Genomic DNA, 22,624 nt, shown 5'->3' with positions numbered 1-22,624 from the left:
TACAGTTCACGATGAAACGCATCAAGATTAATAAATATACATATTATTGCATAACAAAAAGAGGTATAGGTCAAACCGGTAAAGGTTGAGGTTTGGTCGGTGCTGAATTAATAGTGCGGGATTTTCGTGCTTGAGCTGAAAGTTCAAGTAACAGCCTAAGTACTTAAAGTAAATATCGAGTGACAGTTACTTTAATTAACTTAGAGGTTTGAAACCAATAATTGAGGTGTCGCTTTTTGTTGCAAGTAAATACTAAAGCGGCTTCCTTTGCCCACTTCTGATTCTACGCGTATCTCACCCCCAATTTGGCTCAAGATACTTTGAGATACGGATAAGCCTAAGCCAGTACCGTCGCGTTTCGTTGTATAGAATGGTGAGAAGATTCGTTTTAATTGCTCTGCTTTAATGCCACAACCTTCGTCTACAACATGCACGATAGCACCATGAGATATGCCGTTCTCAACCCAGTCTTCACTCGAAATCGTTAATGTTCCCTGTCCGTCCATCGCATGAATCGCATTCATTTGTAGGTTAACCAGAATCTGCAACAGTTGGTTTCTATTTACTTCAACCGATGTTTTAGCGTTTAAGTTCGAAACGTAAACCATATCGCGCTTTTTCGCCCCGGTTTTCACGAGCGTGATACTTTCATCAACGATCGGGTTGATGTGTTGCCACGTAATCTCATCTTGCACGCCGCCGTGGCGGCTGTATTGAAGTAGGCTTCGCGTAATGTTTCGAATTCGGTCTATCTGCTCCATAATGGAGTGGACTTCTTCGTCTACACGGCTCACGTCATCGCCTAGTTCAAACTTCATCAATTCAACGTTGCCAAGAATCACTGCAGTTGGATTATTGATCTCATGAGCAATGCCTGCCGTTAATTCACCTAATGCGGCTAGCTTTTCATTGACCACCAGCTTATCTCTGGCTTGATTAAGCAGTTTGATGTGCAATTCGAGCTCTTCAGTTTTCTCTTTTAAACTCGCGGTACGAGAATGCACTTTACACTCTAGCGATAGCGCTGCTTGTTGAATCTCTTGATTGCGTTCATGCAGCAGATCTAACATTTTGTCGAACTGCTTAGCGAGTAACGTAAGTTCGTGTTGATCATCCAAACCTAGTGTACCAATTCGCTTGTCTTGTCCCATCTGTACGAACTTCACCACTTTATGAATGCGTTCGATTGGGTTGAAAAGATCGCGTGCCCCTCGGTAAACGATGAACCCTGATACAAGCAACAACAGTACAATGGTAATGCTGATCTCGCCTAGGTTGGTCAGATAGGTTTCAATGAGCGGCCAAATTAGGTAACCGGTATAAAGCATGCCGATCACGTTACCAAATTGGTCGTGAATAGGCTGATAAGCTGTAATGTACCAAGCATCGTATACATACGCTCTGTCGAGCCACTTTTTGCCTTCGTTCAAGACTTTAGAATGAACCTCATGAGAAACGCGCGTGCCAATCGCACGCCCTACACTGTCTTCACTGCTCAATGGCACGTTGGTGCTCACGCGGAGATCATCAAGAAATACGGTGACCGTTCCTACATGACGGTTGAAACCCTCTCTGTGGGGATAGATCAGGTTTCTGATCTGATCGACCAACTGAGTGCTGTTATTCAGCAAAATCCCACCATCAAGAAAGCCGATCACATGGTCGTGTTTATCTTTAATGGATACGACAGTGCGGCTCACCAAGCCACGTGTTTCGACATCATACCCATTGAGCATCGGAACCTCTGCCTTTTTAGCAAGATCCCGATCTAAGTAATTGAGCTCATCACTGTCTAACACACTGAAAAAATGAGATTTGTAAGTGAGATTCAGGTACTCAAGTTTCTTATTCATGCTTTCGACACGATGCCAACGCAAAAAATCCAGTTCATATCGAGATTTGTTATCTGAAACCCAACGGATGAGTTCATCTTGAGGCACGTCGCTCGCAAGCTTCATTTGAAAATTGTAAGACTCAGCAAACGCACGCACGTTGTAAGCTTGCTGGTTTTGAATCAGATGAATACTGTTGTCTGCCACGTCTAGGCGCTCATCTACATCGGTCAAAGCCCCTTGCCACGTGTAGTGCACAGACCAATACAAAGTAATAGCGACAAGAGCAAAAAGCGTTAAAAAAATTGGGGCTGACGTGAGAAACAGTAAACGGTAGCGAACCATAGTTTTGAAACGGAACGCCCACTTGGCCCACCACTGGCGTCTAATCGGCATATTCAGAGCCTTCTGTGTTCCAGTCTTTGTATTTGCGTTCTAAGGTTTTACGAGCAACACCAAGATCTCTTGCCGCTGCAGACTTATTGCCCTCGCGGAAACTAACAATTTGTTCTATATGTGCTTTCTCAACTTCCTTAAGCGTCCATGTGTTTGGATACCCCTCAACAGTGCCATTGCTATTTAAGTTAGGCACTTCTGCTTCGTGTGACGCCGTCACTGAAATGTTAGCAGGTACCGGGTCACCATTAATCTCTCGCCAATAGTGAGCTGGTGGCTTGTCTAACAGAATGCAGCGTTCAACTAAGTTCTTAAGTTCACGAATATTGCCAGGCCACTCGTACTCATTCATCGCCAAGATATCCTCATGAGCCCAGTTTGGAATAGGCATACCAAGTTCACTTGATAATAAGCGTGTGAAGTAAGGAACAAGCTCAATCAAATCCGATGGTCGTTCTCTCAACGGAGTCACGTCTATCTTGAGTACATTCAGACGGTAAAATAGATCACGACGGAAGTGTCCTTTCTCGACTTCTTCTTGTAGATTTCGATTGGTTGCCGCGACAACGCGTACATCCACAGAGATCTCTTTCTCACTGCCAACTGGACGAATGGTGCGTTGCTCGAGCACTCTCAGTAATGCAGCTTGCATTGGCAGTGGCATTTCGCCAATTTCATCGAGGAATAACGTACCGCCATTAGCAACTCTGAATAAACCTTCACGATTCTTCTTCGCACCAGTAAAGGCACCAGAAGTATGGCCAAACAATTCACTTTCGAGAAGCTCTGGAGCAATCGCACCACAGTTGATTGGTACAAATGGTCCAGTTCGTTTACTGGCTTCATGAACACCACGTGCAACCAACTCTTTACCGGTACCTGACTCACCTTCAACCAAAACTGACGCTCGTGATGGTGCAAATTGGCTGATAAGCAGTTTAAGTTGTTTGGTCTTATCTGAGTTACCAATGATCTCAGTTTTGATGTGGCGGCTGACATCACGCTTCAACGCGTACTGCATTCTTTGGTCAAGGCGCTTATCCATACAACGCAGTACAGCTTGTATCATCTGTCCTAAGTTAAATGGCTTTAAAATGAAATCTGAGGCACCAAGCTTGAGTGCTGATATGGTCATCTCTAGATCGGCATAGCCAGTCATAAAGATAACGTCTGCCTTTCGGTCGCTATCACTGAAGGCTTCTTCCCACTCAATACCAGAGCGGCCCGGAAGGTTGATATCGAGAACAATCAGATCGAAATGATCATTGCAACGTAGCGTTTCTGCTTCTTCTACAGAACCGGCACTCGACACCTTGCCAAAGTACTTACATAGTGCTTTCTTTAAAATTGCCTGCATACCAATTTCATCATCGACCACCAGGACCGAAAACGCCTGATATTGAGTCAAGGGGTTTAGATTGAGGTTAGAGGCGTTTGAACTAGGTAAAGACATAATGATCAGTTGATAGAGAAAGTTGGGACAGAGTGTACCAATTAACCTTTTATCTAGCAGGGACAATATGCGACATTTTGTCCTTGCTCATGTTTTATTTCATTTTAATGGGTTAAATGACGAAATTTCACCCAAACAACCGCAATTTAATGAGATCCGGCGCATGATTTGTTGGCATTAAGATTGCTTATGAGGTGTAGATTTCTAATTAGAACAATTAGCGTCTTATGCACATGCCCTTCTTTGAGTCGTTTAAAGCTGAAGGCATGTCATTCATTTATAACAGAATGGACATAGTAATAATGAAAGCAATTCCCCTAACTATTGCAGCTTTATCTTTCGTCAGTTGCACGGCTAGCAGCGCGGAAAACACCACTCATATCAAGTTGGCGACAACCACAAGTACTTATCACTCTGGTCTATTGGACTACTTATTACCTGAGTTCGAAAAGGATTCTGGCATCAAGGTTGATGTTCTTGCCGCTGGTACAGGTAAATCCCTTCGCATGGGCGAAAACGGCGATGTCGATTTAGTGATGACTCACGCACCAAAAGCGGAAGAGAATTTTGTAGAAAAAGGTTACGGCGTTCTACCTCGTAAGTTGATGTACAACGACTTTGTCATCGTCGGTCCACAAAGTGACCCCGCGAAAATTGAATCTCAAAAAGCAGTTACTGATGTGTTTAAAGCGATCGCGAATAATAATGTGACATTTGTATCTCGTGGTGACGACTCTGGTACTCACAAAAAAGAGATGGGCATTTGGGAACAAACTAAAATAGAACCAAACTTTGGTGGTTACCGCAGTGTTGGTCAAGGTATGGGCCCTACTCTTAACATGGCGTCTGAGATGCAAGGCTACACAATGACAGACCGTGGTACTTGGCTGGCTTACCAAAACAAATTGCATCTTAAAATCCTCTTCCAAGGCGACAAGAACCTGTTTAACCCTTACCAAGTAATTCTTGTTAACCCAGAACGCTACCCAAGTATCAATTATCAAGCTGCGAAAGTATTCAGTGACTGGTTAGTTAATCCTAAGGGCCAGGAACTGATTAATAACTTTAAACTGCACGGCAAACAACTGTTTGTTGCAAGCGCAGAATAGTTTGTTCTAAGTAATGAGTCATTAGTTGTAAGTAAAGAGTAGCGTTGAAGTGGTCGTCCAAACCAACAAGCACTACACTTAACAAAACAGTTAATGAGCACGCTTAAAAAACAATAGCTGACCAATACAGGCTCAAATATATTGTGTCGGCTATGATTAACATTAGTCACCACCGATAAAACCCTATTATCGATTCACACGAGATACTTCATGACCCTATGGCAAACAACGATTGATGCAATGAACCTACTCGTAAGTTTTGACCTCGAATTGTGGCAAATCGTCGCGGTATCCTTTAGCGTATCTTTGTCCGCCATCTCGTTAGTGATTGTTCCTGCAATCCTTATGGCTTTCTTATTGGCTTATACCGAGTTCCCCGGGAAATGGGCTCTGCTTTCAGTAATAAACACGCTGCAAGCGATCCCTACCGTGGTTATCGGTTTGTTGATGTACATGATGCTTTCTCGCTCTGGTCCGCTAGGTGATTGGCAATTACTGTTCACACAAAAGGCGATGATTTTAGGTCAAATGCTGATCTGTTTCCCTATTCTAGTTGCGATGATGCATGGTGCTCTGCAGGCCAGTGACCGCCGAGCGTTAGAAACAGCGCGCACACTTGGCGTATCAACAACACGCGTGGCGTGTACCTTGATTTGGGAAACACGTTTTCCTCTATTGGCCGCAACCATTGCCGCCTTTTCTCGTATCGTCACAGAAGTAGGTTGTTCAATGATGGTCGGTGGCAACATTATGGGGATGACAAGAAACATCCCAACAGCTATCGCCATGGAAAGCCACAAAGGCGCATTCGCTCAAGGCGTGGCCCTCGGTATGGTGTTATTAGCATTGGCATTAGCCCTTAACTTTTTCCTTTCCAGTGTGAGAGGAAAAGGCTATCTAAGAACTTAGGAATGCTGTCATGAGTATAAAAATAACAACGCAGCAAATTTCAATGCGCTACAAAGAGCGTGTTTTGTTCCACATTCCCGAATTGTCGATCGGCCCCAACGATGCCATTTATCTCAAAGGAGACAATGGTGTTGGTAAAACGACCCTACTTAAAATCTTGTCTGGATTAATTCAGCCGAGTTCTGGCCGTATTCAGTCCCCGTCACAGAGTTGGCAGCAGAAATTATTTCATCGGCTCAAGTTCAAAGACATCATCTACTTGCATCAAACCCCCTATCTTTTTGATGGTTCGGTGTACCAAAATGCCGCTTATGGCATTCGCTTTAACAAAGAGAGCCCAAAAGATAAGCGAGCTCAAATAATTAATGCACTGAGAATGGTAGGTTTAGAGACCTTGGCAGATGAGCACATTTCTGTGTTGTCTGGCGGTGAGCGTCAACGCGTAGCAATGGCTCGAGCTTGGATTCTTAAGCCTTCAATCTTGCTTATGGATGAACCAAGTGCTTCTTTAGACAAAGAATCTATTGAAAGATTGGTGATTATGGCCGAAGATCTTCTTCAGAGAGGCGCGAGTTTAGTCATCACAAGTCACCAAACTAACGCGTTAACCGATTTATGTAAGAAGCAGTGGTGGATCAAAGACAATACTTTGACCGAATCCCCGCTTCTGCAAGTTATTCAGAAAGATAAAGCACAAGAGAATATTTATGCTGCTTCCAACGCAAACTAGTTGGGTTATTTTGGCTGGTGGACAGGCTAGCCGTATGGGCGGAAAAGATAAAGGGCTCGTTGAGCTCAACGGTTCTCCGCTTATTCAATACGTTATAAACAAGCTGTCACAACAAGATGTCAGCATTACTATCAATGCCAATCGTAACCTAGACAGTTACCAAGCATTTGCTCCGGTTGTTTCCGATTCTTTCCCTGACTACCCAGGCCCATTGGGTGGCATTCATGCTGGCCTTAAAAACGCGAACACAGACTGGGTTGGCTTTGTCCCTTGTGACAGCCCACAAATCAGTGACGACCTTGTAGAGCGTTTTTGTTCTGCAGTTAAAGAAGACAGCGACATTCTTGTCGCGCATGATGGCAAATTTAAGCAGCCTGTATTCACCCTATTCCACAAGCGTGTCCTACCAAAGTTAGAATCGTTTTTGGAACGTGGCGATCGTAAAATCATCTTGCTATACAAAGAGTGTGTCACCGAATACGTTGATTTTAGCGACTCTCCTAACTGCTTTGTCAATCTCAACACGCCAGAAGAACTCACCCAATTCGGAACGCTTCAATAATGAAAGATTCTAAACAACGCCCTAACCTTCCTCTATTGGGCTTTGCTGCTTATAGCGGTACAGGCAAAACAACCGTACTTGAAGCACTGCTTCCTTTACTGACTGGCGCGGGTTTAAAAGTTGGCGTGTTAAAACATGCTCACCACGATTTTGATGTCGATAAGCCGAGTAAAGACAGTTACCGCCTACGTAAAGCGGGCGCGAACCAAATGTTGATCGCTTCGCTTAACCGTCATGTAATGATGACAGAAACACCAGAAGCCGAAGCTGATTTTGATTACCTGCTGACTCGCTTTGATACCAACACGCTTGATCTGATTTTGGTTGAAGGCTGTAAGAATATCGCTTTCCCTAAAATTGAATTGCACCGAGATGAAGTGGGTAAACCTTGGTTGTACCCGAACGATAGCAACATTATCGCTATCGCGGCAGACAGACACGTTGAATCCGATCTGCCACAAATGACGATCAGCGACTTAGAAGCGATTCGTGATTTCATCATCGATTACGCGAAGTGCTTTGACCTTGCCTCTACAACAGGCAAAGCCGTGTCATGCTCGTCTTCAAAAGACGCAACACCAGCTGTTTGTTGTGATTCGTTCTCTCCTGCAGGATTAACCGTCACTCAAGGTCAGCAAAAGATTGTTGATAGCATTGACGCGATTGCTCTAACAGAGAGTGTTGAATTACTGCAAGGCTACGGCCGCGTGCTGGCTGAAAATGTTATCTCGCCAATCAATGTACCTCAGAACACTAACTCTGCAATGGACGGTTACGCCATTCGTAGTGAAGACTTAGAACTGGATAGCTACCACGTTGTTGCTGAAGTTATGGCAGGACACAGCTACGACAAGACAGTTCAACAAGGTGAAGCGGTTAAGATCATGACAGGTGCACCAATGCCAGAAGGTGTTGATGTGGTTGTTATGCGTGAGCAGGCTGTTCAAGAAGGTGAAACAGTTAGTTTCCCAGACGCAAAAATCTCAGTAGGACAAAATGTCCGTATGGCGGGTGAAGACCTTGAAATCGGCCAACCTGTCTTTACTCGTGGCACGCGAATCGAAGCGCCAGAAATGGGCATGATGGCATCACTGGGTTTCGGTACCTGCCCTGTTCTACGTAAAGTGAAAGTTGGTGTATTCTCGACAGGTGATGAAGTTCAAGCACCAGGTAGCGAGCAGAAACCAAACTCTATATACGATTCAAACCGTTTTACTATTATCGGTATGCTTCAAAAGCTTGGCTGTGACATCGTCGATTACGGCATCATTGAAGATGACGAACAGAAGATGCTGGATGTCCTTCATGCTGCGTCGTTAGAGACTGACATGGTATTAACGTCTGGCGGTGTATCTGTTGGTGATGCTGACTACATCAAACTCGCGCTAGATAAACTGGGTGAGATTAACTTCTGGCGCATCAACATGCGTCCGGGCCGTCCTCTTGCTTACGGTAAAATTGAAGATAAACCATTCTTCGGTTTACCAGGTAACCCAGTCGCTGTAATGGTGTCGTTTATTAACTTTGTCGAGCCAGCGATACGCAAGTTGCAAGGTCAAACAAACTGGACACCAGTAAAAGCGAACGCGGTAGCTACTGAGCAACTACGTTCTCGCCAAGGCCGTACTGAATTTATCCGTGGTGTATTCACTATGAACGAATCTGGCGTACTTGAAGTTAAGACGACTGGTAAACAAGGTTCAGGCATTCTGCGCTCAATGAGTAAAGCAAACTGCTTAATTGAAATTTCACCATCGGTTGATACCGTGAAAGTTGGTGAAACAGTGACGATCATTCCACTGCAAGGCCGCGTTTAATTAATAAAGCTGCCTAAGGTGTCTGATTGCACTAAAGTTCGAACGCTCGAAGCCCCTTCTGCGATGGTTTAGTCGCAAGGGGCTTTTATATTTCTGAGCTAACCTTAATAAGTAACCCATTAACTAAGTTAATCTTAAGATTTCTTACCATTACCTTGAGCGACGTACGGTTTTTATGTAGAGTGCCCCCAAAGTAAAAATTCTATTGGAGCGCATCATGGCTCGTACCATTCTGTACACGTACAAAGACGAAGAAAAAGAGTTACTGTTTTCAAAACAAGAACACCGCACGATCCAAGAAGCGGTTGCTGATGCTGAAGGCATCGACATCACTGAATACCTAAAAACAGAGCAGCAGCTTGAGTTGATTTCAGATACTAAAGCGGTTCGTAATTACCAAGATAATTACTTCCGTAAGCTAGGTTTTTCAAAGCTTACACTGAAGCAAAAAGAAAACCTTGGTGTTGGTAAAAAGAAGAAGTAATTTCTTAGCGATCCTCGCTCTTAATAACGAGTTACTGGCTCTAATCACCAAACAATAAAAAATGCCGCAACCTCTTTCGAGATTGCGGCATTTTTTATTTATTCTGCGTAATGTGTTTAGCTGAAAACCATCACTATTTGATGTTTAGAAATGCAGCACCACGAACGCCGCCTGAATCACCGTGTTTTGCTTTGATGATCTTCGGACACTTAGCAACAGACAGTAAGTATTTAGGCAAGCGCTTTGGCATTTCTTCGTAGATAAGCTCGAAGTTTGAAAGACCGCCACCCAGTGCAACAACGTGTGGATCTAGGCCAGTAAACAGGTTCGCAAAGCAGATCGCTAAAAGCTCCATGAAGCGGTCAACGTGCTCAGCCGCTTTAGCCTCACCTTCGTTGTAAGCTTGGATGATCTCAATCGCTTTCTTCTTCTCACCAAAGTAATGCTCGTAAATCAATTCGAAGCCACGACCCGATAGGTAGCTGTCTAGACAACCTTTTTTACCACAACCACAACCTAAAAGTGGTGCGTTGTCACCAAGGTGGAACCATGCATCCAAAGGCAGACGCATATGGCCTAGCTCACCGGCAACGTGGTTACGACCAGAGAATACCTTACCTTCGTAAACTAAACCGCCGCCAAAACCTGTACCTAGAATTAAACCAGCAACCGATGGTTCGTCTTTTAGCTCGTCATCCCAAGCTTCAGAAAGCGCGAAACAGTTCGCATCGTTTTCGATTTTTACGCTACGTCCGATTAGCGCTTCTAAATCTTTACGTAGTGGCTTGCCTGTTGATGCTGGAACATTAACAACCAGCATAGTGCCGTCGTCTGCGTTTTCCATACCAGGAAGGCCAAGGCCAATTTTGCCTTCACAAGAGAATTCGCTATCGTATTTCTTTACTAAACCAGTAATCGTATCAAGCAGTAACTGATAGTCATCTGTTGGTGTTGGAACGCGCTCTGTCGCTACTCGCTCAAGTTTCTCATTGAATGCACCAAATTCAATTTTAGTGCCGCCAACATCGAAGCCGTAATACATGAAATCTCTCCAATTTTTCCCTAAATTCGGGCGAATAAACTCTTTAAATAAAACAACTGAGGAACATTATCCATAACACTCCCCCTACAAACCGTGATAGATAACAAACTTATCTCGTGTTTGAGCCTGTTTGAACAACAAGTCAGCACAAAGCGGTTAAAGGTTAGAGTGACGTCTCATTTTTACTGTGCTCTATGAAAGCATTCAGGCTTGGTTTGGTCGGATCCGACTTGTAACGAGTCTTACTTAGCATGTAGCTTTCACGAAATGCTTCAAACCATAGCTGTAATGTTTTTGCGCCTAGCTCCTCACCAGCCTGTTTTAATACTAAGCTCGCGACTTCTGCAGTTGAAAGGTGTTGCTCATTGTCTGACTTTCGCATCATGTATTGAGAAACGGATTCAGGCTCAATCGACAATACAGGTAAATCTTGTAGGTACTCAGAACGTCTAAAGATACGTCTCGCTTCACGCCAGCTACCGTCGATGAAAATCAGAAGTAGCTTTTTGTTTGGATCACGCATTAGTGGCAGGTCTTGAACCACTCGTGATTTGTCATCGGTATAGTCTTCTGGGAACACAATCACAGGTTGATACTTTTCGTCCTTAAGAACATCAAGCATCTCTGTGTTTGGCTCAGTTCGATGCCAAAGGTAAACATGGCTGTCTTTCACCGTGTCTACAATCAAACGGCCTGTATTACTTGGCTTTAAGATTTCGTTATCAGACAAGATCAACATGGTCGCGACGTTCGTATCTATGTCTGGTTGATGCTCACAGATACAACTATCTTGTTTGATTTTGCAATACTCACATCGCACCACTTTACATCCACGCGCGTTAAACGGCTTTGTAGAAAGTGATAAACGGTGTTGGTACAAACGGTGGAAGGCGTGAATTCTCATGGACAATAACGATAGATAGAACTAGAAAAGTGGCACGATTGTACTTACAGTGGCTTGATAATGATAGAAGGAATTCTTATGCAGGACCCATCACTACTTCGCCTTGTCTGTTTTATCACCGCTTTTGTCTTGTGTGCTTTGTGGGAATACCAAGCACCTAGAAAAACACTAACGCAAAACAAGTGGCTTCGGTGGGGAAATAACTTCTCATTAATGGCGCTTAACAGTGTTTTATTGGCGACATTAATACCTGTTGCGGCATTTCAAGCGGCACAGATTGCGGAACAAAATCAATGGGGTCTGTTCAATAACATCAGTCTACCCTTTAAAATCACCGTGTTCCTTTGTGTCGTGTTACTAGATCTTGCCATTTACACTCAGCATCTCGTCTTCCACCGTATCCCGGTTCTGTGGAAGCTTCATCGCGTACATCACGCTGATCTAGATATAGACGTAACAACGGGTACCCGCTTTCACCCAATTGAGATGATTTTGTCGATGTTGATTAAGGTCGCATTGATTTTCATATTGGGCGTGCCGGCGCTAGCGGTGGTGATATTTGAAGTCGTACTGAATGTGAGTGCCATGTTTAATCACAGCAATGGTCGTTTACCTTTATGGTTCGACAATCAGCTTCGTAAATTGATTGTCACGCCAGACATGCATCGAGTGCACCATTCAGTCATCGTCAAAGAGAACCACTCTAATTTTGGTTTCTTCCTATCAGTGTGGGATATCTGGTTTAAGACGTATCGTGCTCAACCCAAGCTTGGTCACGATAAGGTAAGCATTGGCGTGCCAGAGATACGTGATGGGAAGGAACAAAGGCTAGATAAACTGATTACCCAGCCACTTAGATACAACCAGAACAAATAGAATGAGATTTAGCTAACCAACAAACGTTAGGCTTTTAGCTCACGTAGGTAGCGGTAGATGGTATGGATAGAGATATCGAGTCCTTTTGCCGCAATTTGGGCGCTGTCTTTCAAATCGAAAATCCCCATCTCATGTAATCGAGTGACAATCTCTCGGCTCATCTTCGATGGCGCGATGTCTGCGTCATTACTTACCTGTTCTCTTACCGTTTCAATTGAGCTGTGCATCATCTCTTCATTAGTACGCGCAAAGGGTTGAGGTTTTCACTTTCATTGCTCAGGTAGACTTAGCTCCATCACACACCATACCTGAACAATCACCCAGGACATTTTGAATCGCGTAGCAGCCTTGCTCAAACGATCCTTTAGCTAGATATACCATCGCCATAGCCGCTGAAGCGCTAGTGACTGTGTTCCCACAAAATGCAGACAATGGTGGGTAATGCGACTTAATATAAATCGCACCTAAGTGACTCATGATTAAGGCTTGCGCCAATTGCTCTTGAGTCGCTTTAAAGTGCTCTGCAATTACCGCGACAGGGATTGTTGCTGCTATCCCTTGGTTACCGTTACCAAAGTTACTCATAGCAGGTAGAGTCGCACCGCCCATTCGAGCATCAGACGCGGCAGCCGTTTGCATGACGATCTTATTCATCAAGTCTTCTGCCATCAGGCCTAATTGGATGCTTTGTGCCATAGTACGCCCGACTTCAAGGCCATAGGCATGAGCCAATGCTTCGAGTATAAAAGCAATATCGTCGAAATCTGCACTGGTGGCAAAGTTGTAGATGCTACCAATATCAATATCAATATCGGTTCCGTCACAGATAGAACCCGTTGGTATTGTTTGATCGCAATCTTAGCTAAATAGAACGGTGCCATTTAAGATTTTTTGATGATCTGAGTATGATCGCCGCTGATTTCCACCGCCGCTGATTTCCACCGCCGCTATTTGGCCTTCCGATTCTACTTCCGCATAGCAATAGATAAATTCGTCTACATCTTTACGGTGTGCGCTGACTTGGCCTGCGTCAATCAATGCTTATGCTTTTTCGACATCTTTTCTCTGATGTTCGCCAGCACTTCCAAGCCAGCGTTTGGGTCCCCACCAATCGCACCCACGGCTGCAGCTATGGGTAGGCCAATTTTTCCTGTCCCCGCAACAGAACAAGCGTAAGCTGCGGAGATGGGTTCTGTACAGCCAAGCGTTGGCTTCACGACGGTATTCAAAATCTCTTTATACTGTTGCCATTGGTGTTTTTCGCAGAACTTCCCTACTCTCTCGGCCTCGTAATTGCCGCCGTTGTTGGGGTTTACGCAGGCTACCGCATGGACTTATCGACTGAACAAGCGGAACAAGAAGCGACGCAAAATGACCGAGTAACTCAAGAACGTGGATTGGCATAACAATGAATACTACGACTTTTATTCTTATTACTCTTGCGATGGCAGCGGCGACCTTTGTTATTCGATTTTCAGTGATTGGTTTAGCTGGTAAGTTTGAGATGTCGGAGCGATTAAAAAAGACGCTGCGCTTTGTCCCGGTTACAGTTTTACCTGCGATTATTGCTGTCGAGATATTAGGTGCAGGGCCAGATATGGAATTTGATCTACACAACCCAAAAGTATTGGCCGCAATTGTTTGTACGCTTGTGAGCCTGCGCTTCGATTTGATTTGGGTGGTAATCAGTGGTGTTGCATCGCTGATATTTTTCCAGCACGTCATACCTACCTTTTTCATGTATGTATTCCAACACTAGCTAATCGAGTAGGAGGAGGCCTCGCAGCCTCCGTCCTCTCACACCACCGTACAAGCGTGGGTCGCATACGGCGGTTCCGAATATACTTTCAGTGACTCGTACCCATCTCTTAGTGAGTACAGCCCCAACCCCTCGAACCATTTTATTGGCATGGCGTGATTAAMCTGTGGCGTTGAAGATAGATGCCACCAACCCTTATCTGACATCGCTAGCTTCCACGCATTACGCTCCGTTACACCTTGTCGCTGTAACCATATCGCTATGCTGTGTCTGCGTTTGCGCTGCTTTAGTCGGTAGCACCTTAATCTACGCCGTATCCATTCATCTAAGCGCTGCATTGCACTTTTACGAACAGTAAGCTTGAAGTAGTGTTGCCATCCTCTTAGATATTGAGTTAACTCCGTGATTATCACNCTGTGGCGTTGAAGATAGATGCCACCAACCCTTATCTGACATCGCTAGCTTCCACGCATTACGCTCCGTTACACCTTGTCGCTGTAACCATATCGCTATGCTGTGTCTGCGTTTGCGCTGCTTTAGTCGGTAGCACCTTAATCTACGCCGTATCCATTCATCTAAGCGCTGCATTGCACTTTTACGAACAGTAAGCTTGAAGTAGTGTTGCCATCCTCTTAGATATTGAGTTAACTCCGTGATTATCACCTGTAACTCTCGTCCTCGATTTCGCTTCGTTATCTGACGTACTCGCTTCTTCATTTGAGCTTGTGCCGCCTTCGATATCCCGATTCTTCCGTCTATCTGGAAGCGATGGCTTAGGTAAGTTCGCTTTGTCACTCTCGTTGCTGCACTTTTCTTACGGTTTACCGTCAGCTTTAGTTTCTGCTCCAAGAACTCCGTTATCGACTCTTTGACTCGATGAGCGGCTTCCTCACTACGCACGTAGATTTGGCAGTCAYCTGCATATCGACAGAACTTATGCCCTCTACGCTCTAGCTCTTTATCCAGTTCATCTAATACAATATTTGATAGTAGCGGAGATAATGGCCCACCCTGGGGTGTGCCTCGTTGTCTCTGCTCAACTAGTCCATGTCGCATTATGCCTACCTGTAGGTATGACCTAATTAGCTTTAACACGCGTTTATCAGCAATATCTTGTGACAGCCTGTGCATTAGCCTATCGTGATTCACTGTATCGAAATATTTTGCTAGGTCGATATCTACTACATAACCTCGCCCCTCTCGGATGTAGCGACTGGCGGCCGCCAATGCATGGTGCGCACTGCGGTTGGGTCTAAACCCGTAACTACTGTCGGAGAACTTCGGCTCATAGATACATGACARCACTGATGTGATTGCCTGTTGGACTACCCTATCAAGGACTGTTGGGATACCTAATTGCCTTACGCCACCACTAGCTTTGGGGATTTCTACACCAAGAACAGGTTGAGGTTGATAGCTTCCATCCAGAAGACTCTGGCGAAGCTCTTGCCCGTTTGATGCCTGTCGAAGTCTTGAGATAGTGGCGTTGATGTCGAGCTTGTCGACTCCTGCACACCCTTTGTTYTTCTTCACGCGTCTAAGAGCTTGATTCAAATTGGTTGAGGAGCAGATTTGCTCCATCAACGAAGTTGAGGTCACCAAGACTCGCCCTCCTGTCTACGCCGACCATGCTTGTCATTCTTCGTATCCATGAGCTTTACTTGCGGTATTGCCCTTTGGGACGTAGAGATGAGTTTCATCTTGCTATGACTCCACATGATTGAGTGTCTAGTGACTGCTTCTTGATATATTCAGTTCAGGCCTTCCTTTGAGTTGTACATTCTCAAAGTACTATGCCTTCTGCTGACTTCTTATTGCTCATCACACAACATCACTGCTGGATTAGTCTCTATTGAGACAAACAATAAGATCTCCCGAGGTAAGGCGTTGTTCTTTCCCTTGGCTGTGCCTGATTTACCACTACACACTTCCCGTCGAGGCATTGGACTATTCTATCTATGGCTAGGTTGCCCAAGTTGTAATGGCCTACTATCAGATTTCTGTTCGTCACAACCAAGTTTTGCCATTTGCTTCCTTCAGATTTCACCTCACGGTGAACACCCTTGCATAGGCTAACGGTTCTCGCTCGACTGAGCCCGTAGAGGACTTTCACCTCCTAGATCAACGCCATGCTCGGCGCACCANTCCCTTGGCTGTGCCTGATTTACCACTACACACTTCCCGTCGAGGCATTGGACTATTCTATCTATGGCTAGGTTGCCCAAGTTGTAATGGCCTACTATCAGATTTCTGTTCGTCACAACCAAGTTTTGCCATTTGCTTCCTTCAGATTTCACCTCACGGTGAACACCCTTGCATAGGCTAACGGTTCTCGCTCGACTGAGCCCGTAGAGGACTTTCACCTCCTAGATCAACGCCATGCTCGGCGCACCATAAAAAAACCGCTGACGAATCAGCGGCTTTTAAAAACATTAGCGAGTGGCTAAAGGAGAATTACTTCTTCTTTTTCACTGCTTTCTTATTTGGAAGGTCAGTGATTGAACCTTCGAATACTTCCGCAGCAAGACCAACAGACTCGTGTAGAGTTGGGTGAGCGTGGATAGTAAGAGCGATATCTTCTGCGTCACAACCCATTTCGATTGCTAGGCCGATTTCACCAAGAAGCTCACCACCGTTAGTACCAACAACAGCACCACCGATTACGCGATGAGTATCTTTATCGAAGATCATCTTAGTCATACCATCTGCACAGTCAGAAGCGATTGCACGACCAGAAGCAGCCCAAGGGAAAGTCGCCACTTCGTAGTTTAGGCCTTCCGCTTTCGCTTCTTTCTCAGTCTTACCTACCCAAGCAACTTCTGGCTCAGTGTACGCAATTGATGGGATTACTTTAGGGTCGAAGTAGTGCTTCTTACCAGAGATAACTTCAGCAGCTACGTGACCTTCATGCACACCTTTGTGAGCAAGCATTGGTTGACCAACAACGTCACCGATCGCATGGATGTGAGGAACGTTTGTACGCATTTGCTTATCAACGTTGATGAAGCCACGCTCGTCAACTTCGATACCTGCTTTTTCAGCATCGATAAGTGCACCGTTTGGAACACGACCGATAGCAACAAGAACAGCATCGTAGCGCTCAGCTTCAGCTGGTGCTTTCTTGCCTTCCATTGAAACGTAGATACCGTCTTCTTTCGCTTCAACTGCAGTTACTTTAGTTTCAAGCATTAGCTTGAACTTGTTCTTGATACGCTTAGTGAAGACTTTAACGATGTCTTTATCCGCAGCAGGGATAACTTGGTCGAACATCTCAACTACGTCTACTTTAGAACCTAGAGAGTGGTAAACCGTACCCATTTCAAGACCGATGATACCACCGCCCATGATAAGCAGTTTTTCAGGAACTTCTTTCAGCTCAAGTGCATCCGTAGAATCCCAAATACGTGGGTCTTCATGTGGAATGAAAGGAAGTTTGATTGGGCGAGAACCCGCAGCGATGATTGCGTTATCGAAGTTAACTGTTGTTGCTTCGCCTTCGCCTTCAACTAGGATGCTGTTAGGACCAGTGAACTTACCGAAACCGTTAACAACTGTCACGTTACGCATCTTAGCCATACCGCCAAGACCGCCAGTTAGTTGGTCTACTACTTTTTCTTTCCAGATACGGATCTTGCTGATGTCCGTTTGTGGCTCGCCGAATACAACGCCGTGCTCTGCCATCGCTTTCGCTTCTTCGATTACTTTAGAAACGTGAAGAAGTGCTTTCGATGGAATACAACCAACGTTTAGACATACACCACCAAGAGTGCTGTAACGTTCAACTAGTACTGTTTCTAGACCTAAATCCGCACAACGGAATGCAGCTGAGTAACCAGCAGGACCTGAACCAAGTACAACAACTTGGGCTTTAATTTCTTTGCTCATTGTGACCTCTTGTAGTCATTATCCCTAACAGGCTGAGTAGATGTTCTTAAAATTATTGGGCTTTCAAACAGCCAACATTTTACAGAGATGTTAACAGTGTGAAAGTAGCTTTAAGTTAGCCTGTGAGCTAGACAACACTTCCCTTTCGCTTTATGAGAAAAGCGGGAACTGTTCTCTAAAAATAGTCTTTATATAAAGAATTAAGGTGACCCGAAAGCCACCTTAATAATTACTTTCTCAATTACAGTACTAGACGACGGATGTCAGATAGTGCGCTGTTTAGGAAAGTAATGAAGCGTGCACCTTCAGCACCATCGATCACACGGTGGTCGTATGATAGAGATAGTGGAAGCTGAAGACGTGGCTGGAACTCTTTACCATTCCAAACTGGCTTAATTTCAGACTTAGATACACCTAGGATACCTACTTCTGGAGCATTTACGATTGGCGTAAATGCAGTACCGCCGATGCCACCAAGGCTAGAGATTGTGAAACAACCGCCTTGCATGTCAGCTGCAGTTAGCTTACCAGCACGTGCTTTCTTAGACACAGCCATTAGCTCTTCAGATAGCTCGTAAATGCCTTTCTTGTTCACGTCTTTGAATACAGGAACAACTAGACCGTTTGGAGTATCTACCGCGATACCTACGTTTACGTACTTCTTAAGAATGATGCTTTCGCCATCTTCAGAAAGAGAAGAGTTAAACGCTGGGAACGCTTCTAGTGCTTTAGCAACAGCTTTCATGATGAACACAAGAGGAGTGATCTTCATGCCAGTGTCTTTCTTAGCTTCGATTGCGTTCTGCTCTTTACGGAATGCTTCTAGCTCAGTGATGTCTGCGTTATCCCACTGTGTAACGTGAGGGATCATTACCCAGTTACGGTGTAGGTTTGCACCTGAGATCTTCTTGATCTTAGAAAGCTTCTGAACTTCAGTTTCACCGAACTTGCTGAAGTCAACTTTTGGCCATGGTAGTAGACCAAGAGCAGAGCCGTCACCGCCTTTGCCAGATGCAGCAGCACCAGACTCTAGACGCTTAAGTGCATCTTTAACGTAAGACTGAACGTCTTCTTTAAGTACACGGCTCTTACGACCAGTACCTTTAACTTTCGCTAGGTTTACACCGAACTCACGAGCTAGACGACGAACAACCGGAGACGCGTGTGCGTACTCACCGTTTTCTTGGAAGTCGTCTGCAGCTGCAGGAGCTGCTGCCGCTGGAGCTTCAGCTTTAGGTGCAGGTGCCGCCGCTGGAGCTGCTGCTTGTGCAGGTGCTGCAACAGGAGCTGGAGCTGCGCCTTCAACCGGAGTGCCGGCCACAACGAAAGTCATGATTAGAGAGCCAGTTGACACTTTGTCGCCAGCTGCAATCTTGATCTCTTTAACTGTACCAGCGAATGGTGCAGGAACTTCCATTGAAGCTTTGTCGCCTTCAACAGTAATTAGAGATTGCTCTTCTTCTACTGTATCGCCAACCGCTACCATTACTTCAGTAACTTCAACTTCGTCACCGCCGATGTCTGGAACGTTTACTTCTTTTTCAGCTGCGGCAGGCGTACCTGACGCTGCTGGAGCCGCTGCAACTGGTGCTGCAACTGGTGCTGCTGCAGGTGCTGAACCAGCAACCTCGAATACCATTACTAGAGAACCAGTAGACACTGAGTCACCAGAAGCGATCTTGATTTCTTTAACTGTACCAGCGAATGGTGCAGGAACTTCCATTGAAGCCTTGTCACCTTCAACAGTTAGAAGAGATTGCTCTTCTTCTACTGAATCACCGATAGCAACCATGATTTCAGTAACTTCTACTTCGTCGCCACCGATATCTGGAACGTGAACTTCTTTAAGCTCTGCCGCTGCTGCCGCTGCTGCCGCTGCAGGAGCAGCTACTGGAGCTGCCTCTGCTGCTGGAGCAGGCGCAGCTTCAGCTGCACCCTCGGCTTCGAAAATCATGATTAGAGAACCAGTAGAAACTGAATCGCCTTCAGCTACTTTGATTTCTTTAACGATACCTGCTTGAGACGCTGGAACTTCCATAGAAGCTTTGTCGCCTTCAACAGTGATCAGAGACTGTTCTTCTTCAACCTTGTCGCCAACGCTTACAAGAATCTCAGTAACTTCAACCTCATCCGCACCGATGTCAGGTACATTAATTTCGATTGCCATTGCTTATTTACCTTCTAGTTAAGCGCTGTATTAAGCGTATTGTGGGTTTGTTTTTTCAGTGTCGATATCGAATTTAGCAATTGCTTCAACAACTACAGATTTCTCGATATCACCACGTTTAGCCAGTTCAGTTAGAGCTGCAACTACGATGTAGCCAGCGTTAACTTCGAAGTGACGACGTAGGTTTGCACGGCTGTCAGAGCGGCCGAAACCATCAGTACCAAGTACTTTGTAAGACTCGCTTGGCATGTAAGCACGTACTTGCTCAGCGTAGTTCTTCATGTAGTCAGTCACTGCGATTGCAGGTTCTTTACCAAGTACAGTTGTGATGTACGGTACTTTCTCTTCAGCTTCTGGGTGAAGCATGTTGTCACGCTCTACCGCTTGGCCGTCACGAGTTAGCTCGTTGAACGACGTTACAGAGAATACGTCAGATGCTACGCCGTACTCTTCGCTTAGAATTTCAGCTGCTTTACGCGCTTCGTTCATGATAGTACCAGAGCTCATTAGTTGAACTTTGCCCTTAGCACCTTCATGAGACTCAAGCTTGTAGATACCCTTACGGATGCCCTCTTCAGCGCCTTCTGGCATTGCTGGCATTGCGTAGTTCTCGTTCATTACTGTTAGGTAGTAGTAAACGTTCTCTTGCTCAGGGCCGTACATGCGACGGATACCGTCTTGCATGATTACTGCTAGCTCGTAAGCAAATGTTGGATCGTAAGAGATACAGTTCGGGATAGTGTTCGCTTGGATGTGCGAGTGACCATCTTCGTGCTGTAGACCTTCACCGTTCAGTGTTGTACGACCAGCTGTAGCGCCTAGTAGGAAGCCACGCGCTTGTTGGTCACCTGCTAGCCATGCCATGTCGCCAATACGTTGGAAACCGAACATAGAGTAGTAGATGTAGAACGGGATCATTGGTAGGTCGTTCGTGCTGTATGAAGTTGCCGCTGCAACCCATGAAGCCATAGAACCTAGCTCGTTGATACCTTCTTGAAGAACTTGACCAGATGTTGCTTCTTTGTAGTAAGAAACGATGCCTTTATCTTCAGGTGTGTATTCTTGACCGTGTGGGTTGTAGATACCAACCTGACGGAATAGACCTTCCATACCGAATGTACGCGCTTCATCACAGATGATAGGAACGATGTTCTTACCGATGTTCTTGTCTTTCAGTAGGATGTTTAGCGTACGTACGTAAGCCATAGTCGTTGAAATTTCACGCTTCTGTGCACCTAGTAAAGGAGCAAACTCTTCTAGCTCTGGTACTTTGAATTCTTGAGTGAATTTTGGCAGACGTGCAGGCGTGTAACCTTGTAGGGCTTTACGACGAGCATGTAGGTATTCGTATTCAGCAGAACCTTCTTCCAGTTTCAGGTAAGGAAGCTCAGACACTTTCTCATCAGAAAGGATGTCTTGTAGGCCTAGACGGTCACGTAGGTATTGTACGTGAGTCATGTCCATCTTCTTAACACCGTGTGCGATGTTCTTACCTTCTGCTGCTTCACCCATGCCGTAACCTTTAACTGTCTTAGCTAGGATTACTGTTGGCTTGCCACCTGTCTCTTTTGCATTGTTGAATGCAGCAAACAGTTTAGAAGAATCGTGACCACCACGCTTCAGTTCGAAGATTTGGTCGTCAGTCATGTCTGCAACTAGTGCAGCTGTTTCTGGGTACTTACCAAAGAAGTGCTCACGTACGTATGCGCCATCTTTAGATTTGAATGTCTGGTAGTCACCATCGATAGTTTCGTTCATTAGTTGAAGAAGCTTACCAGTAGTGTCTTTAGCTAATAGAGAATCCCAGTTGCTACCCCAGATAACTTTAACAACGTTCCAACCTGCACCTTTGAATAGGCCTTCAAGTTCTTGGATGATGCTACCGTTACCCATAACAGGGCCATCTAGACGCTGTAGGTTACAGTTGATTAGGAAACATAGGTTATCTAGCTTTTCACGCGCAGCGAAAGAGATAGCACCACGTGATTCTGGCTCATCCATCTCACCGTCGCCTAGGAAAGCGTATACGCGTTGAGCTGAAGTATCTTTAAGACCACGGCCTTCTAGGTACTTAAGGAAACGAGCTTGGTAGATCGCAGAGATCGGACCAAGACCCATAGATACTGTAGGGAACTGCCAGAACTCAGGCATCAGTTTCGGGTGCGGGTAAGAAGGGATACCTTTACCATCCACTTCTTGACGGAAGTTATCTAGCTGCTCTTCAGTTAGACGACCTTCAACGAATGCACGAGAGTAGATACCAGGAGAGATGTGACCTTGGTAGTAAACTAGATCGCCACCGTCCGTCTCGTTTGGAGCACGGAAGAAGTGGTTGAAACAAACTTCGTAGAACGCTGCTGCTGACTGGTAAGAAGCCATGTGACCACCTAGGTCTAGGTCTTTCTTAGAAGCACGCAATACGATCATGATCGCGTTCCAGCGAATAATCGAACGAATACGACGCTCAAGAGTTACGTCACCAGGGTAAGCTGGCTCTTGCGCTGCTGGAATTGTGTTGATGTAGTTTGTGTTGATACCTGTAGCCATATCAACGCCATCTAAACGCGCTTTGTCTAGAACTTGTTCTAGTAAAAACTGTGCACGTTCTACACCTTCTTCACGTACTACTGACTCAAGAGCTTCTAACCAATCTTGAGTTTCCAGAGCATCAACGTCATGCTTCATGTCAGACATGGCGA

Annotated in this window: 17 protein-coding genes and 2 pseudogenes; 9 read left to right on the top strand and 10 right to left on the bottom strand. The window is 45.3% G+C overall.

From position 1 onward, the window contains the following. Nucleotides 1-200: 200 nt before the first annotated feature. Nucleotides 201-2,228, bottom strand: coding sequence for a cache domain-containing protein (locus L1D11_RS03300; RefSeq protein WP_239832470.1), 2,028 nt, complete (start codon nt 2,226-2,228; stop codon nt 201-203). Continuing rightward, nucleotides 2,218-3,681, bottom strand: a complete 1,464-nt coding sequence (locus tag L1D11_RS03295; protein ID WP_239832469.1) for a sigma-54 dependent transcriptional regulator — start codon at nt 3,679-3,681, stop codon at nt 2,218-2,220. Before L1D11_RS03295 ends, L1D11_RS03300 begins: the two co-directional genes overlap by 11 nt. Nucleotides 3,682-3,983: 302 nt before the next feature. Between L1D11_RS03295 and L1D11_RS03290 the strand changes: the two genes are divergently transcribed. The 6 genes from L1D11_RS03290 (at nt 3,984) to L1D11_RS03265 (ending at nt 9,292) form a co-directional block, all read left to right on the top strand. Then, the gene (locus L1D11_RS03290; protein ID WP_239832468.1) at nt 3,984-4,790 is read left to right on the top strand and encodes a substrate-binding domain-containing protein; all 807 of its coding nucleotides are present in this window, start codon (nt 3,984-3,986) and stop codon (nt 4,788-4,790) included. A 210-nt stretch (nt 4,791-5,000) separates the two neighbouring features. Beyond that, the gene (locus L1D11_RS03285; protein WP_239832467.1) at nt 5,001-5,699 is read left to right on the top strand and encodes an ABC transporter permease; all 699 of its coding nucleotides are present in this window, start codon (nt 5,001-5,003) and stop codon (nt 5,697-5,699) included. Nucleotides 5,700-5,709: 10 nt separating this feature from the next. Beyond that, nucleotides 5,710-6,429: an energy-coupling factor ABC transporter ATP-binding protein gene (locus L1D11_RS03280; protein ID WP_239832466.1), complete on the top strand. Its 720-nt coding sequence runs from the start codon at nt 5,710-5,712 to the stop codon at nt 6,427-6,429. Beyond that, nucleotides 6,407-6,991, top strand: a complete 585-nt coding sequence (gene mobA / locus L1D11_RS03275) for a molybdenum cofactor guanylyltransferase MobA (protein ID WP_239862020.1) — start codon at nt 6,407-6,409, stop codon at nt 6,989-6,991. The genes L1D11_RS03280 and mobA overlap by 23 nt, the downstream gene beginning before the upstream one ends. Then, nucleotides 6,991-8,808 (top strand): bifunctional molybdopterin-guanine dinucleotide biosynthesis adaptor protein MobB/molybdopterin molybdotransferase MoeA, encoded by a 1,818-nt coding sequence (locus tag L1D11_RS03270; RefSeq protein ID WP_239862018.1) that lies wholly within the window; start codon nt 6,991-6,993, stop codon nt 8,806-8,808. Before mobA ends, L1D11_RS03270 begins: the two co-directional genes overlap by 1 nt. A gap of 217 nt (nt 8,809-9,025) precedes the next feature. Further along, nucleotides 9,026-9,292 (top strand): DUF2960 family protein, encoded by a 267-nt coding sequence (locus L1D11_RS03265; RefSeq protein ID WP_004742251.1) that lies wholly within the window; start codon nt 9,026-9,028, stop codon nt 9,290-9,292. Nucleotides 9,293-9,425: 133 nt separating this feature from the next. Here the strand turns inward: L1D11_RS03265 and nagK are convergent, their stop codons facing one another. Both nagK and L1D11_RS03255 read right to left on the bottom strand, forming a co-directional pair. Next, a complete protein-coding gene (gene nagK / locus L1D11_RS03260) occupies nt 9,426-10,334 on the bottom strand; it encodes an N-acetylglucosamine kinase (RefSeq protein WP_239862016.1) in 909 nt (302 codons plus the stop codon). Between the two features lie 163 nt (nt 10,335-10,497). Beyond that, on the bottom strand, nt 10,498-11,244 hold the full coding sequence (locus L1D11_RS03255) for a tRNA-uridine aminocarboxypropyltransferase (protein ID WP_239862014.1): 747 nt from the start codon (nt 11,242-11,244) through the stop codon (nt 10,498-10,500). A 72-nt stretch (nt 11,245-11,316) separates the two neighbouring features. Here L1D11_RS03255 and L1D11_RS03250 point away from each other — a divergent pair, with 72 nt between their 5' ends. Further along, nucleotides 11,317-12,114 carry a sterol desaturase family protein gene (locus tag L1D11_RS03250; protein WP_239862012.1) on the top strand — a complete coding sequence of 266 codons (798 nt, stop codon included), beginning with the start codon at nt 11,317-11,319 and terminating at the stop codon, nt 12,112-12,114. 26 nt (nt 12,115-12,140) lie between these two features. Here the strand turns inward: L1D11_RS03250 and L1D11_RS03245 are convergent, their stop codons facing one another. Both L1D11_RS03245 and L1D11_RS03240 read right to left on the bottom strand, forming a co-directional pair. Continuing rightward, entirely contained in the window at nt 12,141-12,341 is a 201-nt protein-coding gene (locus tag L1D11_RS03245; protein ID WP_239832460.1) for a helix-turn-helix domain-containing protein, read from the bottom strand. A 52-nt stretch (nt 12,342-12,393) separates the two neighbouring features. Further along, nucleotides 12,394-13,346: pseudogene (locus L1D11_RS03240) on the bottom strand (L-serine ammonia-lyase, iron-sulfur-dependent, subunit alpha); the annotation flags it as partial. A gap of 30 nt (nt 13,347-13,376) precedes the next feature. Here L1D11_RS03240 and L1D11_RS03235 point away from each other — a divergent pair. Then, nucleotides 13,377-13,520, top strand: a pseudogene (locus L1D11_RS03235) (branched-chain amino acid ABC transporter permease); the annotation flags it as partial. Between the two features lie 2 nt (nt 13,521-13,522). Beyond that, entirely contained in the window at nt 13,523-13,873 is a 351-nt protein-coding gene (locus tag L1D11_RS03230) for an AzlD domain-containing protein (RefSeq protein WP_239862010.1), read from the top strand. Nucleotides 13,874-14,218: 345 nt separating this feature from the next. On the opposite strand, the gene ltrA is transcribed toward L1D11_RS03230, so the two are convergent. The 4 genes from ltrA to aceE all read right to left on the bottom strand — a co-directional run bounded on the left by ltrA (nt 14,219) and on the right by aceE (nt 22,619). Beyond that, nucleotides 14,219-15,454 (bottom strand): group II intron reverse transcriptase/maturase, encoded by a 1,236-nt coding sequence (gene ltrA / locus L1D11_RS03225; protein ID WP_345779302.1) that lies wholly within the window; start codon nt 15,452-15,454, stop codon nt 14,219-14,221. Between the two features lie 873 nt (nt 15,455-16,327). Then, a complete protein-coding gene (lpdA, locus tag L1D11_RS03220) occupies nt 16,328-17,758 on the bottom strand; it encodes a dihydrolipoyl dehydrogenase (protein ID WP_004738171.1) in 1,431 nt (476 codons plus the stop codon). 241 nt (nt 17,759-17,999) lie between these two features. Beyond that, the gene (gene aceF, locus L1D11_RS03215; protein ID WP_239831505.1) at nt 18,000-19,925 is read right to left on the bottom strand and encodes a pyruvate dehydrogenase complex dihydrolipoyllysine-residue acetyltransferase; all 1,926 of its coding nucleotides are present in this window, start codon (nt 19,923-19,925) and stop codon (nt 18,000-18,002) included. 30 nt (nt 19,926-19,955) lie between these two features. Beyond that, a complete protein-coding gene (gene aceE, locus L1D11_RS03210; RefSeq protein WP_239831504.1) occupies nt 19,956-22,619 on the bottom strand; it encodes a pyruvate dehydrogenase (acetyl-transferring), homodimeric type in 2,664 nt (887 codons plus the stop codon). Nucleotides 22,620-22,624: the final 5 nt, after the last annotated feature.

It is taken from the genome of Vibrio sp. Isolate32, assembly GCF_022397955.1.
In the GTDB taxonomy this organism is placed as follows: Bacteria; Pseudomonadota; Gammaproteobacteria; order Enterobacterales; family Vibrionaceae; genus Vibrio.
The sequence above is the reverse complement of the archived record's forward strand: the minus strand, read 5'-3'. Positions and strand labels throughout refer to the sequence as shown.

Excerpts from the sequence above, each read along its gene's own strand:
- L1D11_RS03300 (WP_239832470.1), bottom strand. The coding sequence starts at position 2,228 with ATGCCGATTAGACGCCAGTGGTGGGCCAAGTGGGCGTTCCGTTTCAAA.
- L1D11_RS03295 (WP_239832469.1), bottom strand. The coding sequence starts at position 3,681 with ATGTCTTTACCTAGTTCAAACGCCTCTAACCTCAATCTAAACCCCTTG.
- L1D11_RS03290 (WP_239832468.1), top strand. The coding sequence starts at position 3,984 with ATGAAAGCAATTCCCCTAACTATTGCAGCTTTATCTTTCGTCAGTTGC.
- L1D11_RS03285 (WP_239832467.1), top strand. The coding sequence starts at position 5,001 with ATGACCCTATGGCAAACAACGATTGATGCAATGAACCTACTCGTAAGT.
- L1D11_RS03280 (WP_239832466.1), top strand. The coding sequence starts at position 5,710 with ATGAGTATAAAAATAACAACGCAGCAAATTTCAATGCGCTACAAAGAG.
- mobA (WP_239862020.1), top strand. The coding sequence starts at position 6,407 with ATGCTGCTTCCAACGCAAACTAGTTGGGTTATTTTGGCTGGTGGACAG.
- L1D11_RS03270 (WP_239862018.1), top strand. The coding sequence starts at position 6,991 with ATGAAAGATTCTAAACAACGCCCTAACCTTCCTCTATTGGGCTTTGCT.
- L1D11_RS03265 (WP_004742251.1), top strand. The coding sequence starts at position 9,026 with ATGGCTCGTACCATTCTGTACACGTACAAAGACGAAGAAAAAGAGTTA.
- nagK (WP_239862016.1), bottom strand. The coding sequence starts at position 10,334 with ATGTATTACGGCTTCGATGTTGGCGGCACTAAAATTGAATTTGGTGCA.
- L1D11_RS03250 (WP_239862012.1), top strand. The coding sequence starts at position 11,317 with ATGCAGGACCCATCACTACTTCGCCTTGTCTGTTTTATCACCGCTTTT.
- L1D11_RS03245 (WP_239832460.1), bottom strand. The coding sequence starts at position 12,341 with ATGCACAGCTCAATTGAAACGGTAAGAGAACAGGTAAGTAATGACGCA.
- L1D11_RS03230 (WP_239862010.1), top strand. The coding sequence starts at position 13,523 with ATGAATACTACGACTTTTATTCTTATTACTCTTGCGATGGCAGCGGCG.
- lpdA (WP_004738171.1), bottom strand. The coding sequence starts at position 17,758 with ATGAGCAAAGAAATTAAAGCCCAAGTTGTTGTACTTGGTTCAGGTCCT.
- aceF (WP_239831505.1), bottom strand. The coding sequence starts at position 19,925 with ATGGCAATCGAAATTAATGTACCTGACATCGGTGCGGATGAGGTTGAA.
- aceE (WP_239831504.1), bottom strand. The coding sequence starts at position 22,619 with ATGTCTGACATGAAGCATGACGTTGATGCTCTGGAAACTCAAGATTGG.